Annotated in this window: 10 protein-coding genes; 1 reads left to right on the forward strand and 9 read right to left on the reverse strand. The window is 47.4% G+C overall.

The genetic code is table 11. The annotated features are described in order from the left end of the window. Window positions 1-67: 67 nt before the first annotated feature. From JI735_RS33370 to JI735_RS33380, 3 genes are all read right to left on the reverse strand, one after another. The gene (locus JI735_RS33370) at window positions 68-940 is read right to left on the reverse strand and encodes a carbohydrate ABC transporter permease (protein ID WP_179264730.1); all 873 of its coding nucleotides are present in this window, start codon (window positions 938-940) and stop codon (window positions 68-70) included. 11 nt (window positions 941-951) lie between these two features. Beyond that, complete coding sequence (locus JI735_RS33375; protein WP_202676870.1) at window positions 952-1,893, reverse strand: ABC transporter permease; 942 nt, start codon at window positions 1,891-1,893, stop codon at window positions 952-954. Window positions 1,894-2,077: 184 nt separating this feature from the next. Continuing rightward, window positions 2,078-3,787: a type 2 periplasmic-binding domain-containing protein gene (locus JI735_RS33380; RefSeq protein ID WP_202676872.1), complete on the reverse strand. Its 1,710-nt coding sequence runs from the start codon at window positions 3,785-3,787 to the stop codon at window positions 2,078-2,080. A 231-nt stretch (window positions 3,788-4,018) separates the two neighbouring features. Between JI735_RS33380 and JI735_RS33385 the strand changes: the two genes are divergently transcribed. Next, window positions 4,019-5,695: a sensor histidine kinase gene (locus JI735_RS33385; RefSeq protein WP_167330760.1), complete on the forward strand. Its 1,677-nt coding sequence runs from the start codon at window positions 4,019-4,021 to the stop codon at window positions 5,693-5,695. A gap of 532 nt (window positions 5,696-6,227) precedes the next feature. On the opposite strand, the gene JI735_RS33390 is transcribed toward JI735_RS33385, so the two are convergent. The 6 genes from JI735_RS33390 to JI735_RS33415 all read right to left on the reverse strand — a co-directional run bounded on the left by JI735_RS33390 (window position 6,228) and on the right by JI735_RS33415 (window position 16,128). After that, window positions 6,228-7,154 (reverse strand): glycoside hydrolase family 3 protein, encoded by a 927-nt coding sequence (locus JI735_RS33390; RefSeq protein ID WP_202676873.1) that lies wholly within the window; start codon window positions 7,152-7,154, stop codon window positions 6,228-6,230. Further along, window positions 7,142-8,929, reverse strand: coding sequence for a glycoside hydrolase family 3 C-terminal domain-containing protein (locus JI735_RS33395; RefSeq protein WP_202676874.1), 1,788 nt, complete (start codon window positions 8,927-8,929; stop codon window positions 7,142-7,144). Before JI735_RS33395 ends, JI735_RS33390 begins: the two co-directional genes overlap by 13 nt. A gap of 1,186 nt (window positions 8,930-10,115) precedes the next feature. Next, on the reverse strand, window positions 10,116-11,144 hold the full coding sequence (locus JI735_RS33400) for an alpha/beta hydrolase (protein WP_202676875.1): 1,029 nt from the start codon (window positions 11,142-11,144) through the stop codon (window positions 10,116-10,118). Window positions 11,145-11,149: 5 nt separating this feature from the next. Further along, window positions 11,150-13,576: a glycoside hydrolase family 3 N-terminal domain-containing protein gene (locus JI735_RS33405; RefSeq protein WP_233476190.1), complete on the reverse strand. Its 2,427-nt coding sequence runs from the start codon at window positions 13,574-13,576 to the stop codon at window positions 11,150-11,152. Window positions 13,577-13,695: 119 nt separating this feature from the next. Beyond that, window positions 13,696-14,805, reverse strand: a complete 1,110-nt coding sequence (locus tag JI735_RS33410) for a pectin acetylesterase-family hydrolase (protein WP_051051306.1) — start codon at window positions 14,803-14,805, stop codon at window positions 13,696-13,698. A gap of 165 nt (window positions 14,806-14,970) precedes the next feature. Then, window positions 14,971-16,128, reverse strand: a complete 1,158-nt coding sequence (locus JI735_RS33415; protein ID WP_039832159.1) for an alpha/beta hydrolase — start codon at window positions 16,126-16,128, stop codon at window positions 14,971-14,973. Between the last annotated feature and the right edge of the window lie 29 nt (window positions 16,129-16,157).

The raw sequence follows: 16,157 nt of genomic DNA on the forward strand, positions 1-16,157 counted from the left end.
AAGCCCCAATCTATGGTGCGATCATTCTTCTTCTTTGAATAACTGTATTTTTATCAGGCTTGTCGTCCTACTCCTTCACTGCCCCAATCACTATACCTTTCGCAAAGAATTTTTGGAGGAAGGGATAGATCAGCAAGATCGGCAAAGCTCCGATGAAGATTTGGGCAGAATTCAGGGACAATGCATTGAATTTCGCTGCGGCTTCTGCATTCTTGATATCAATATTTGGCATCGATATAGCGGCCTTCAAGAACGTACTCAGCGGGGCGTTTTCCGGCTTCATATAGATTTGACCCGCCAACCATTCATTCCATTCTCCTACCACCGTGAACAGCCCTACTGTTGCCATGACCGGCAGCGACAAGGGTAACATCACTCTCAGATACACTTTCCAGTGCCCGGCACCATCTATAAATGCTGCTTCTTCCAGCTCCTGCGGTAATGCCTTGAAAAAATTCATAATCAGGATGATATTAAATACATTGATCATCGTCGGCAGGATCAGCGCCCATATGGTGTTATACAGACCCATTTTGGTCACCACCAGATACGTCGGAATCATCCCTCCGTTGAAAAGCATGGCTACAATAAAAAATCCGACAAACCATTTGTAGCCCGCAATCCCTTTCTGTCCTCCGCCTTTGGACAGTACATAAGCTGCCATACTGGTCACCGTCAGCCCCAACGTTACACTTAACAAGGTCCGTTCCACCGAAATCCAGAGGGAACGAAGCAATTGGGTATCTTCCAGCGCCCTGCTGTAGGAGTTCAGATTCAACCCAATCGGCCAAAAGGTTACTTTATTGGCAGATACGGCTGCACTGGAACTTAAGGATACAGACAAAACATGAAGAAACGGCAGGATGCAGATCACGGCCAGCATGACCATGATGATATTGTTGATGAGTTGAAATGTACTGAATTTGGCTGTTCTACGCATAGGTCCACTCCTTAGAAAATCTTATAACCTGCAACTTTGTAGGCGAGCCGGTATCCGCCTAGAATCAGGATCAGGCCCACTACAGACTTGAACAATCCGATCGCTGTACCGAAACTGAAATTCCCGCCGATCAAACCGATACGGAACACGAAGGTATCAATGATATCGCCGCTCTCATAGACCAGCGGATTGTACAAGTTGAAGATTTGGTCAAAGCCTGCATTGAGCACACCGCCCAGGGAGATCGTCAGCATGACACAGATAGTGGGGATCAGGCTGGGAAGGGTAATATTCAACATTTGTTTCAGTTTGTTCGCTCCGTCAAGCTGAGCAGCTTCATAGAGAGCCGGATTAATGCCCACCAGGGCCGCCAGATAAATGATGGACCCGTAACCGAATTCTTTCCATGCATCCGTAAAGAGCACGATTGGCACAAACCAGTGGTTGCTGCCCAGAAAGAACACGGGCTCGTGACCCAAGGCTTTCAGCAGCTGGTTCACTAAGCCATATTCCGGATTCAACAGCTGGATGAAGATACCGCCGAGCACCACCCAGGAAATGAAGTGAGGCAGAAACACAAAGGTTTGAACCGAGGTGCGCAGAAATTTGTGTTTCACCTCATTGATCAGCAGCGCAAACGCAAGGGTACTGAACATGCCAATGGCTAATTTGAGAAACGAAATTTCCAGCGTGTTCCAAATGACCTGCATGCTGTCGGGATATTCAAATAAAAACTTGAATTGGTCTAGTCCGACCCAGGGAGATTTGGAAATCCCCAGAGAGGGCTTATAATCCTGAAAGGCCATTAACAGGCCGCTCATGGGTACATAGACAAAGATTGCGGTCAGTACCACAGCGGGCAGGAGCATAAGGTATAATCCCCAGCTACCTTTTTGTCTAGTGAATTTCTTTTTTTTTGCCGGTACAGCAGGTACAGCAGTATTCATGCCCATTGTCTAAATCCTCCCACCTGATTCTTGTAATCTATTTTTTATTATAGTGATGGGCATTTCGGCTTGATATAAAGCAATGCAAATACCAATAACGCATTCTAAATATTATAATTATGGAGGCCGGCTCCAAAAAAGAGCGATCTTGATGCGTGAATCCACATCAAGACCGCTGATCAATAATAGGTTATTTGACGGAATCGTACCATTCATTGACTTCTTTTGTAATGGTATCACCGCCCGAAGACTTCCACTTCTCCACAAATTGATCAAACGTATCCACAGCAGCTTCGCCGTAAATAATTTTTGAATATGTCTCCATCTGCATTTTTTGCAGCAGCTCGTTTCGGGCCGACATGGTCGACGTTAGCGGACCCATGTAATGCTCCCTTACGCGCGAGGATTCTTCATCCATGGAAATAAGCATCGCATCGTACACGATTCTTTGTAATGGATTGGTGTCGTCTGCAATCCCAAGAGCTTGCATAAAGGCACGATCTTTCTCTGTGAGTTCTTCTTTCTTTGCCACTTTTAATGTTATTTCCTTCATCTTCGAGGCAACATCCGGCATGCTTCCAAAAATATAATCGTTCGAATTAATCTTTCCACCGGGAATCTCTTTCTCATCGGTTACAATCTTTCCATCTTTGACAACATATTGGTAGCCCTCCTGAAATCCTTTGAAATATTCAAGCGGATTATCGGATTCGTAGACAGCATACATCGAGTTCATATAATGAAAGTAGGCTTGAAGCGCTTCATCCGAAATATCTTTATTGATCACGGTCCCGCCGGATATCGTAAAATAGGTGTGCAAAGCTGGGCCATTGACCCCATGAGGCAGCGGATAGGGTTTGAACATCGCCGTAGGGTTGGTCGCGAGCAGCATGGAACCCGGATATTGGATGAAGAAAGAAGGCGCTGCGACAATCCCAACCTTATTGGATGTGACCGCGGTGACAATTGTATTGGGGTCATGTAACGCAATATCGCTCGCAAAATACCCTTTATCCTTCCACTCTTTCATCTTCATTAAGCCCTGCTTGACCCCCGGTAGAATTGAACCATTTTGAAGCTTGCCGTCTTCTCCTGGATACCATCTTTCCGGCATGGCCCCGTAAAGTCCAAAGATCCAGGATCCGTCTCCAAGGGTGCTGCCAGTCATCTTATCCTTCATGGCAAAATCCAGGGCAAACGTATCCTTCTGCCCATTACCGTCTGGATCCTGATTGACGAAGGCATCCATGACCGTCTCCAACTCTTCAATTGTAGTAGGTGCTTTCAACTTGAGCTTGTCCAGCCAGTCCTGACGGATCCATAAAACGTTGTTTGCTTGCCCATAATCTGTAGAAGTTCCTGGAATCGCCATTTTTTTGCCGTCTCGAGTGACCGATAACCAGGGATCCTTTATATCGGCTAACGCACTTTTCCAAGTTGGAGAGGCATATTTCTCGAACACTTCTTCCACTTCCATGAACTTGCCCGAATCGATGAGAAGATTGGTGTTAGCGGGACTGCCCGACATTACGATATCTGGCAATTCGTCGTTCGCAGAGAGCATGAGTTTCAATTTCGTATTATACGAACCATCCGTAGCGCCGCCTGTCCATAAAGTTTTAATCTGTACGCCAAACTTGTCCTCGGCCCAGCGTGTGAACACATTGTCCGTAACAGATTCTCCTTCTCTATATTTAAAGCCCGGATTTACTCCCATAACGGTGGTAAACGACGCTGCCGGTTCAATTTTTCCATTCACGACATTTAGTGTTTTTGTTTGCGTGTTCGCCTTTTTATTTTCGCCGCTGCCCTGATTATTAGTATTACTGCAACCCAGTATCCCTGTCGTTAGCAGCGTTGCAGTAAGTGCTGTGGTCAGCACTCTCGTTTTCATGTTCATGTAGAACCCCCTGATGATGTTTTTTGAATTCACTTTAATTATAAAAATTCGCATACGGTTATTAAATAACGCTTTCGCAACATCACATATCGTATTCTAAACAGGCGTGATAGCGGAATTTAAACATCAATATCGCATTCCAAAGTTATGTTCATATTCCAAGTGATACGCATTGCCACTAGAAGCACAAATTCATATAATGGGGTTACCTCTTTGCAAAGGATTGTTGTCATGTTAAAGCAATATCGAACCTTTCTCAGCGCGGTAATTATTATTTTATTTTCAACGATAGTTGTCTTGATGATGTATTCTTACACCGTGGAGACTAGTTTAAGCACTGTGAAAAAGGATATTGAAACGAACAACCTGAACCGACTGCGTATCTTGGTCAATTCCTTAGATTACAATGTTGAGCAGCTTGACATGCTGTCTGTTGCTCTAAATGCGGACTCCAAAATGGGGCTGCTGAAATCTGTGGACCTGATGGATAATTACGATCAGGATCAGCTTATGCTTGATCTCTCGGACAAAATGAAACTGCAAAGCTTTACACAGGGCTGGAATGTCCAAATTGACATTTACTCAACCCTGCTGAACAAATGGGTAGGTTCATCTCAAAACCAGTCACCCCCACCAGCTGACTTGGCAGAAGGGCAATGGATATTGGATAGGTCACAAAAGTTATTCTCCATGTACAGGAAATATGATCAGTTTACGGTTCGGGTAACCTTTCCTAAGGCTAATTTGGAAAATATGCTAGACTCGGCCAAGTTAGAAAATAATGATCCCTTTTTTTATTACTCTGATTCCATCATCATAGCAAACCGTTCCTTTCATACCACTCAAGTCCAGGAACTGGTCTCCAAAATGTCACCAAAGATGCGGGATAAAAACGAAGGAACCGAGTTAATAACAGCCGGTAATATAGATTATATGGTCAGTTTTTTGAAAGCGGAAACATTAGGTTGGTACATGGTGGATTATGTTCCTCTGGACAAAGCGCTCCAACCCATTGTAAGGACACAAGTCTTCTTTTACATCACCTGTGTTCTGTTATTTTTGTCCGGAATGGTAACGGTCATTTTTTTCTACCGGAAAGTACAAGTCCCCATTCTCACCTTGCTGAAAGGTGTCCGTCATCTACAAAAGGGCGACTTCTCGCACCGGATCAGCAGAACGTCCAATGCTGAGTTTGCTATTCTTTATCACAATTTCAACCATATGGCACAGCAAATCGAAGACTTGATTGAAAATGTATACAAAGAAAAAATCATTTCAAGAGAAGCATTGGTTAAACAACTGCAGGCTCAAATTAACCCGCATTTTTTATATAATTGCCTGTTCTTTATCAACAATATGAACCGTATGGGAAATGACGAAGCTGTGAATGCCATGACCCAGAACCTGGCTGAATATTTCAGGTATACAACGCGGATTAACGATCCGCTTACCACCCTTGAAAAAGAAATTGGCGTTGTCCGTAATTATCTTAATATCCAGAGTTTGCGAATCAACCGCCTGCATACGCAAATCAATATTCCGGAATCCATGATGTCCTTGCTTGTTCCCAAGCTGCTTATTCAACCGTTGGTAGAGAACAGCGTAATTCACGGAATTGAGAAGAAGCAAAGTGCCGGGCTTATCCACATATCCGGTACTGACGTTGGAGACCGGTACTCTTTGGTTGTAGAAGACGACGGGAGAGGCATGCAGCCGGAAGAGATCCAGAGCCTGCTGCACCGTATTGAACAACCGCTGGATGAGACAATGGGCTGCGCCTTATGGAACATACGGCAACGAATGCTTATTCAGCTAGGCTCCAAAGCGAGCTTAAATATTGCTCAGAGTAAGCTAGGTGGAATTCGCACTGAGCTGATCTGGGATAAAAGCAGCCAACCAGAGGAATAGTCTCCCATTGTCAAGTTGATGAAACTATATAGAGTTCCAAAGGATAAGGCAGTAGATGATCTGGATTGTATCACAATCAAGATCATCTACTGCCTTTCTATTTTGTCCGTTTGGACATGCCATCCATGTGATCAGGGAAGTTTGGTTACTTGGCTAATTCATTGCCCTTTTCGATCATAAACCTGCTCCAATTGGGCATAAGGGATCCCTTTAAATACTGTGTAAGTCGGATTTCCGCAAGGTATTCCCTCCACCAGACCTGCCAGAGTTTGAACTTTTCGAAACTTCATTATTGCAATCTTCTTTTATATCATTGGCTGGGATAATCCTAATCTTCATCTGCTTACTCGCTGTGCGGTCAAGCACACAAAATAGGTTCTCATCTACCCGAGAACCTATCCGCTCATTATTTAACGAAATGACCTTAATTTTCTTAACTATATATAAGTTCAAGACTCGCATCCTAACGGTTCTATTCACTCAGAATCATTGAAGAACACAGATATTGCAAATTTTTATACCGACAGATCTGTCATGCCTCTCGATACTTGAGAACGACCTTGATTAGATCAACCAGGTTCTTCTGCACCCGGGCCCGAGATAGATCACCGGACTTCAGTGCTGCTTCGATTGGCGTAACCAGGGTGTCATCAGGACTTCCCGGTGCCAACCAACTTACTCCTGCGGCAAGTGGGGCTGCCATCCCTTCATCGCCATAGCCGTTCCAGTCTGTCATGACATAACCCGTAAAGCCAAATTCCTCCCGCAGGATGCCGCGGAGCAGCTCCTCGTCATTTGAGCAGTAGGCACCGTTTGCCGCGTTGTAGCCGGTCATCACCGTGTCCGGTTTATTTACTTCAAAAGCGGTTTCAAATGCAGCCAGATACAACTCCCTGGCAGTACGTTCACTCATAATGCTGTGGTTGGTGTTACGCATAGTCTCGGCGTTGTTGGCGAAGAAATGTTTCATGCAGCTGGAGATACCGGATTCTTCAAATCCACGGCTCTCCTGGCCAGCCATACGACCGGCGAGGAACGGATCTTCACTGAAGTACTCCGTATGCCGTCCACAGAGTGGATTACGCTGCAGGTTGAGAGCCGGAGCCAGCAGACAATGCAGATTCATGTCTTTGGCTTCCCGGGCAATGGCGGCACCCTCGGCATAAGATAGCTCCTCGTTGAAGCTGGCGCATACCGTAGTGGAGACTGGGAAGCCAATGTTGACCTCGAACATGTTGAGACCATTGTTTCCGTCGGCAAAGAAATAGTCCGGTATCTCATATTTGTCCAGGGCTTCTTCATTGAAAAGAGTTCCCGCATAGCCGTTATCCTCGATGCCCCAGCCGGTTTGGCCGCCAATACTCAAGCGGGCTAACTCGTAGTCGGTCATCTGGGCCACAAACTGTTCTACCAGCACAGGATCTTTCACCAGCTCGGGGAAACGGATCAGACGTTCCACAGTATGCTCGATAGGAACATCACCATCGCCACCAACAGCGGCACGGCTATTTTTGAAAGGAAGCTCCCCCCGCTCTCCTCCGCCGTATACACTTTGGTCATTTCGCCTTGAGGATAGGTCCCGTTAGAGTTTTTGGCGGACAGCTCCTTGATTGGGAAGGGAGGTGCTATTCTGTTCTTGACCTGGGATACTATGATCTTGTCTGCAACGTCCACTGACCAGACCAGCGTTGTCCTATTGGGGGCTCCGCCAAGAAGAAAACTTATTCTTCCCGGTTCGATGATCCACGCTGCCTCAGCTTCGCTGTAGGATTTCAGTCGCTTCTCACTGACCTCTAGGCAGAGAATCTGAGCCTCGCCAGGGAGCAATTCCTTAGTCTTGGCGAAGGCCACCAAACGCTTGTCCGGTTGCTCCAGTTCTCCGCCTTCAAAGTGGGCATAAAGCATAACGACTTCCTTGCCTGCTCTGGTGCCGGTATTTGTAACTTCAATGTCCATCTGCGTACCGCAGGCATCCGTTTTGGCGGCTGACTTCAGTTTGGTATCAAAAGTCGTATAACTGAGACCATGACCGAACAGGTAGGCAGCGGGTTTTTGGAAGGTATCGAAGTAGCGGTACCCGACATACAACCCTTCTTCATACACCGTGGTGGCGTATTGAATTGGGGCTCCTACGGATTTCTTTGCGATCTGATCTTTGGTCAGGAAGTTCGGAGCACTCGGATAATCGTGGTAGTCGTAGGCCCAGGTGTTAGGCAGCTTGCCGGAGGGATTGACTGTTCCATCGAGAATTTCGGCCAAGGCACGGCCGCCAGCCATGCCGGAAAGTCCAGTCAGCAGGACGGCGTCTACATCGTATTCCTCAATCCATTTTGTTTCAATGGGATGAGCCACATTCAAAATTGCAACCGTTTTCCCAAAGGTAGCAGTGACTTTTCGAATCAGCTCCCGTTCTTGATCGGTCAGGTAATAACCGCCCTTATCCATAGGAACATCATGGGCTTCACTGCTACCGCGGGTGATGAAAACAACAGCGGTTCCACTGAGGTCCTTGGCTCGAGTAACCATATCCCCCGGTGGAAAGACATCCCTCTCTTCGGTATAGAAATCATACAGCTCCTGGTTGAGCTTCAAGGAGGAGTACTTCTCAATACCTTCCTTCACCCGGATACCGTAACGGGGATTAATTTTACCAGCACCCAGACAGCCCAGCCGGAAGACCACTGCGGCAGCGCCGAAGACGTTCACACAGCTACCTGATGACAGGGGAAGCGTATTATTGTTCTTCAACAAAACTGCGCCTTCACGGGCTGCCTGCAGCACGATGGCGTCATGCTCCGGGTATTTGACACCGGGCTCGATCCGGGGCAGGGTCTTAAGCTTGAAGATGAATTCCGAAATCTCTATACCATCGGTGTCATAAGCACCAGCATAGCGGACTTCATGTTCCTTGTTGTATTCAAGCAGGTATTTCCGGACAATGATACCGACCAACTGCCCGAACATCGCCGTGGGCTTTTCGATCAATGGAGCTTCAGTGGCCTTGCCGTCGATATAAACCATGCCGGGTTGCTGGGGATCGATGTGCTTGGAAGACTTGATACAGAAACAGCCAGAATAGACCAAGGAGATCATAGACTCCCGGCGATCCATTTCGTCAAGATTGTAGACAGGCTTCTGGAGAAAAGACATAGCTGCCTGGTTGTCGTCATGCAGTCCAGCAAGTAATTCAAATGTTCCGTCGATTGGCATAAAATTCCCTCTTTTCTTAGTCATGGAGCATCCGGCTGTCGCCGGATCACACAGTCATTTTCTTCGCACAAGTAAGTTAATCATGTAATTTAAAAGTGCATCATGACCGCTCTCCTGTGCGCTTATCTATTTAATTATAGGTCCCCCCAATTATTCGATGATATAAAGGAATTCAAACATTCGTATCGCATTTTAAGTTCTGCAACATATATATGAGCCGCTCATTACCTTGGCAAATGGTCTTAAGCATGGTTGCCTTCTTGTCGCAACGAGCGTTCAGAGGCCGATGGTTTGACGCGCGACTGAGCAGATTACCGATCTCTTCAAACGTATGTCCTTCCAGACGAAGATGGACGGCCAGGTACCTTTCATAGAGTCGTTTGTCCGAGGTTTGTTTCATCACTGCATTCAACCGCTCGATTTCTTAGTATCTCATGTTCATCACCGCCTTCGGGTAAATTATTACTATTCTTTACCCGATTTGGCGATTGGAGTGACTTTGACAGTTTCTTAAACGCGTTCTATATACATCATTATCTGTTAATGGAGCTGTTAGCTTAATTGGAATGGATATGAAAAACAACACCTCGAAAGAGGCATTGCTTGTTTGAATACATAACTTTATTGTGAAGTTCCTGATGCGAAGCCGTGAGTAATGGATTTGCAGCATTCCCATTCACTGCAACCCCACATCCACTTCTGGTGGCTGACGCTATTCTTTGCCGGTTAGGAAAACCTAGGGGCTAGAATAAACGTATGCTATGTAGCCAGAAAATCCGGATCAGAACCAGCATCTGGGGTGTCTAGTAGGTAGATGCCCATACTGGGGATCTGGGTTTCCATCGCATCGACCATTTCCTTAAGATCCCTCTCAAATAGCAGACTCTGCTCCCGAGTCAGCTCCAACGAACCTTGATCAATTTAATGTTGTTGATACATGGCTAACGTACCATCCCTGATGGAGCACACATAAAGATAACGGGCATCGTTTCCCTTTAGGCATATAGGGATCGCAGCCAGTACAGACGCCCAAGTAAGGCAAGCCTTCTGCACTAATTGCTCCAGGAACCGGAAGCCCGTACCATTGTCCTGCCTCCGGCTCTCACTTTAACACCGGTAACTGATGCTTTAAAAGAAGTTTTTCAATATGTCCAAACATGCACCAGCGCTCCTTTTGGGCTAATATAAAATTCTTTCTGTTTGCAGCAGATCAGCGCACGTTGGAGCGCTGCTGGAGCGCTGCATCTATCTGTTCAATGGCACTTTCCGGCTGGCCGATCATTGTCATCAAATCCCTAAGCTTGATATTCTTGAAAAACGGGGTCATATTCAACCCTTTTCCCGTTTTCTGCGCTACAATCGCGTCCAGAACCGCAATGACCTCGGTCAGCAGCTGCTGCACTTCAACCGGCTGCTTCCGCAAATGGGCCATGGTGCAGTCTGCAGACAACATCTCATCCCAGTCTCCGCTAACTTTACCAGAACAAGCAGGGGCACCGAGGCCGTCCGCCTGCAGTGTGCCGAACACATCTTTCAGCCATTCGATGCTGTCCTGTACCCAATGCGAGACACGATTGCAATTTTTATTAGGATTCAAGTAGCTTTCACCGGTGCTAAATCCATGCATACCATAGGCATAGATATGAGACTCAAACATAATTCCATTGTCAAGCAGCGCCTTTTCAAAGTCTACCGTATCCTGCACTGGCACAATACTGTCATCCCGAGTGGCGAACAGGAAAAAGGGACAGGTATCTTTGTCGACATCATTAATCGGCGAAGGCATTCCCGGCTGGCACATATCTGCTGTTTCTTGTGATAGAGCCGCGTAACCGAGGATCGCCGCATTAGGCCGGTGCTTGCCTTTAGTGGCTGCACAAGCGGCCAGATGTCCGCCAGCCGAAAATCCGAGAACCGCGATCTTGTCCGTCTGCACATGCCATTCATCCGCCTTGCTAAGGATCAGCTCCATAGCCTGCTCGTAATCATTAAGTGGATTGGGCCAATCCTTGTGCTCTCCCGTAGAATAACGAAGAATGAAGGCTTGAAATCCGGCCTTCATATAAGGAGCAGCGACAACCTCTGCTTCCCGGTCAGAGCAGAAGCTATATCCACCGCCAGGCAGAATCAGAATGGCTGGGCGCTTCTCCAACTTGCCAAATTCGCCGCCTACATCTTGAATCCAAGCCGAAAACTTAACATTTCGTGTTTCATTCAAAATCAATTCATGTACTTTCATATCATTCAGACTCCCATTCCATTAATGATAGATGGCTCTGTTTGGGCTTCCGTCAATCGGAGCGCTATACGGATAATGCGTGAGGCACAATCCTGAACTTCCTTACGTGTCAGCATGACAGCTTTATTGGTGCCAGCAAGGGCCGTCAACACATCCGTGTAATCCATTTCGCCGCCGGGCATCATCACATCGTTGCCAGCCTTAATGCTCTTTGCTGCCGTAGCGTAAGGATACTTTTTAACCCCATGTTGAACACCGCCAACGACCCAGTCCGAAATCACTATCCCGTCAAAGCCCCATTCCTCGCGTAAAACACCGTCGATAATGTCTTTACGCTCAGAGGTGTGAACCCCGTTGAGTAAATTGTAGGAGGTCATTAAGGTGTGGGGCTGTGATTCTTCGATGCAGATTTTGAACCCGCGCATATAGATGTCCCGCAGAGCTCGCTCGCTAACGACACTGTTGGAGCGGAAACGGTTAGTTTCCTGATTGTTAGCTACGTAGTGCTTAATTGTTACACCACAGCCGGGATGACGCTGCACACCCAGCGTAATGGCTGCAGCCACTCTGCCACTGATAAGCGGGTCTTCGGAGAAATATTCATAATTCCGGCCGCATAGTGGACTACGGTGTATGTTAAATGCCGGAGCAAGCCACAGATGCACACCAAAGCGCTTCATCTCATCACCTACGATATCACCGCAGGCTCGGCAGAAATCCAGATTCCAGCTTTGAGCTAGAGCCGTACCGATAGGCAATGCGGTACAATACTGGTCGAAAATCCTGCCACTACGCTCCGCTTCGCCCGATTTTTGCAATCCGAGAGCCTCCATCACCGTATCATCCATATAATCAAGAAGTGCCGACGGAATTGAATCTCCTACGGCATAAACGCCCGATTCATCCACACCGTACTGACGGCTGAGCCGCAGACCGGCCGGACCATCTGACATGACAAGAGAAGGAACGCCCTTTTCTTTCAGCCGCGTGGTGGTCTCCCCAGCCGCACCTGCTACCGCAAAGGCTGCATTGCCGATGACACTGCCGCTCTCGTTGCCGGAGCGATAATGCCCTACACAGAGCCAGGCCAATTCACTGTCTGATAAGCCTTCGACCAGATCCCGTACAGCAGAGTCGATTTCCGGCACAACAGGCTTCAACACTGCGGCAAAAGCATTTGCACTAAGAACCAATACCGGAGCATTGGCTCTTTCATCGGCTTCCCCGGCATAAGTCCATTGCTGCGCTTCCGGCTTCCAGTCGTCGAAATCCGGCGTGCCGCCTGCGTGGGACAGCTGCCGTATAATTAACTCTTGGTCCATCCGAATGATGCCGCAAATACGGGTGTCCCGGCTGCTGTTTCCTACACGCAGCAGATAATCACCCGCTTCCAGCACATCAACCGCCCGCTCTGTGTCGAATGAGGACAACTCTTCCATTGCAAAGCTCAAGGTAACCTGCTGAGACTGCGCTGCAGCCAGCTCTTCGGTCTTGGCAAAGGCCGCGAGCGTCTGGAATGGCTGGTCCAGTTTGCCTGAAGGAACCGAGACGTACAGTTGAACTACCTCCTTACCAGAAGTAGAACCCATGTTTTTAACAGTTACGGTCACATTGACATGGCTGCCGTCCAATGAGACAACTGACTCAACAATACGGAATTGCGTATAGCCCAGACCGTAACCAAAGGGGAAAAGCGGTGTTTTGGCTGCGCTGTCAAAATAGCGGTAGCCGACATATACGCCCTCGCGGTAGCGGGTATCGTCCTCTTGGCCGAAATCTCCAATCTGGGAATAATCATCCCAGGCAGACCAGGTTGCAGTCAGCTTGCCGGAGGGATAGCTTTGGCCGAGAAGCACATCCGCGAGCGCATCGCCGGTAACCACGCCCAACTGGGACAAAATCAGGATATTGGGCACCTCTAACACCGGTGTCAGGTCGACCACACCGCCCACATTTAGCACCAGCATAAAGTGACTGTAGGTTTTTGCAAGATTTAAAATGTCACGAATCTCAGTCTGGGTCAGCTTCAAATCACCGTCTACAGCATTGCGATCCGATCCTTCCCCTGAAATGCGCGAAAGCACGTAAATCGCCGTATCGCCCGCTCCCTCAAACGGCAGTTCGTATTCCGGTTCCGGCATCACCGCGCCCATGCCCAGCATAATCGCTGGAACGCCGGTGGCCTGAGCCTTGGACTTGATGCCAGCAACAAACTCCTGATGAGCCTGCTTCTGCACACGATCATAACGATCAATCCAGTCCTTGGTGGTTATAGTAAAACCAGCATTCTCCAAGCCTTGCTCCACTGTGACATAGAACCTAGAATTCACGTCACCTGATCCGGTACCGCCTTTGATCGTCTGGCGCGAGCCACTGCCGTACAGGGCGATCTCACCAGTATTTCTAAGTGGGAAATCGCCATTTGTCTTCAACAGAACCATACATTCTGATGCATGATTCCGTAAGGTATCGATGTGCTCCAATTCATAGGGGTATAATTCCAATAACGTCATTCTCCTTTTATTAAAAAGTATGGTGGCGTAAAAATTATTTATGCGTCAAGAAGTTCCATACCTACATCGGAAACCGTATCATTCACGGCACTCCACAGCCAATCCCGCAGGCTGATGCCGCCTTTGACTGGACGGGAAAATTCGGGATCGTGGATCAGCGTATGCATTGTCCCCATTAACTCTGGTTGTAAATTCTCAGTCGGGTTCTCGAACAGAAAAAAACTAATGCCGGGGATCTCATTCTTCAGCGTATCAACCATCTCTTTGAGATCCTTCTGGAATTTCAGGCAGTGTTCCCTCGTAATTTCCATAGTGCCACGATCAATATAGTGTTGATACATTGCGAAAGCACTATCTCTAATGGAATTAACATATAGATACCGTACACCATCCCCCTTCTCGGCATAGAGGGCGCGCAGCCAATCAAGAGTAATATTTGGACCCTGAAGCTGCTTCCAAATTTTTTCGTTCGACTGCCAGACATTTTGGGCTATTGTATTCCATTGGTCATAAAGAAGCAAAGCACTGTCAGGGCAGACAGTTACATCACGGCAATTAGGAAAATAACTCATGACGTCTGAGGCCAGAGCTGAAGCACCGAAGGCGCCCCCGCTTGTGCCGGTAATTAGCAGTTTTGCTGGTGTTGAAAGATGCTTTACTGCTTGCTCCATAAGCCCGCTGTAATTGGTGTAGCCATGATGATGCAGCACAGCTGGAGATCCGTCCGGTGCTGTATAGTGATAATCGCCATTTCCCACATGAAAATCACCTGTAGCATAGCTGACAAAGATGCAGCTCCAGTTCCGGAAAGGATTCTCCGGCGCATCATCAAATATTCCCCGGTCAAATGCCGCATCGTTAAACGGTAATGAATTCTCGTCAAAATAAAAATTCTCACCCGGTACACTTAGCCGTGTTGGCCGCGCTGCCGTATATGCATTAAGTGATACGCCTCCACCTAGGAAGAACACAATGAGGCCTGACTCTGTTCCTTTTCTCAGATATCCCCAGTAAGGAGATCCTCCTGCACAAGTAGCTCCTGGAACCGGGACTCTATACCACTTTCCTGGATCTGGTACACCCTCCAATACTGGTAACTGATGCTCTTGCAGATACTTTTTATATGCTTCAATATTATTATCCAACATAAGCTTCGCTCCTTTAAAGTTATTCTCCAATACAAAAAAGCGTGTTCATAATTGGCTCTAAAATAGAGTTAGTCATTCCGCTCTAACTACACTCTCACTTTTCCTGATAACGCTCCCATCCATACAAATACTTTCCAATAATGGAATCCAAACATGCATTTTGAATCAAAGCTCGCGAATCGCTTTGACGATTTCGACGGCGCAATCCTCACTCTGTGGAACAATGCCGAATGTACTGTTGCCAACACTGCTATGGGTCTGACCTTTATAACGGATAATCCGCACAGGAACATTCGCCTTGGCCAGCTGGCTGCCATAAAATTCACCTTGAAGGCGAAGTGCGTCAAATTCGCTGGTGATGATCAGAGCCGGCGGCAGGCCCGTAAAATTTCCTGCCAGCATGGGTGACGCATACGGATCTGATGGATCGGCATCTCCCAGATAACCAGCTATCATGATATCCATATGCGGATCATGTTGGGGGTCCTTAATCTCAGGGACGAACCTTTGTGTCTCAGGTGCAACAGTAAATTGAGACGGATCCCATGTATAGCCAGCGGCGGTTCCATCCTTTGCTAAAAGAACTGCAGGAACCATCGGAATTTGCAATGCAATCAAGGGAAGACCTTCGTCCCGGGCCCGGAGCGCGAGTGCAGTGGTATAATTGCCGCCCGCACTTCCGCCTCCTACAGCGATCCTGTTCTTATCAACACCATAAACTTCTGAATGTTCGTGAATGTGCTTCAAGACGTTATAGCAATCATTCAGGCCATTTGGATACTGGAACTCCGGTGACAGGGAATAATCAATATCAAATACTACTGCATCCGCTTTTTCGGCAATGTATCTCAAGAAATTATCGTTCCCTCTGGGATGGCCCGCAAACCAGCCTCCGCCGTGAATATGAATGAAGGAGGGGCGCAATCCGCTTTCATCACCAGGTACATTGTAACGCCAGAGTCCTACCCGGTTTCCGTGAAGCATCAGCTCCTCCAGTTGTACGTCGATATCGCGTTCAAATAACTCTTCCTTGAAAGTAGAATCAGAAGCCGAACCTTCCATCACATTACGAAGGGCAACCAAAAATTGCTCTGGACTCATTTGGCTCATCATTGCATCCAGTGTTGCGTTTGTGTTCTCTGTAATAGCTCCATCAGCCCGGGTAAGTGCTGCCGGATTAATGGTTTCAATTACCCATGGATCCATATAACCCTCCCGCTCTTCGCCGGGAATCTTTTTGACCTGGATAGTAACTCCGTTTAACTCAACAGTTTCATAATTATCCTGCAAGTGTTTAAGATCCGATTCATCATATTTCCTCATAACTATCCTCCCTAAATAATATTGTCTAC

It is taken from the genome of Paenibacillus sonchi (assembly GCF_016772475.1).
GTDB classification, from domain to species: domain Bacteria; phylum Bacillota; class Bacilli; order Paenibacillales; family Paenibacillaceae; genus Paenibacillus_AQ; species Paenibacillus_AQ sonchi.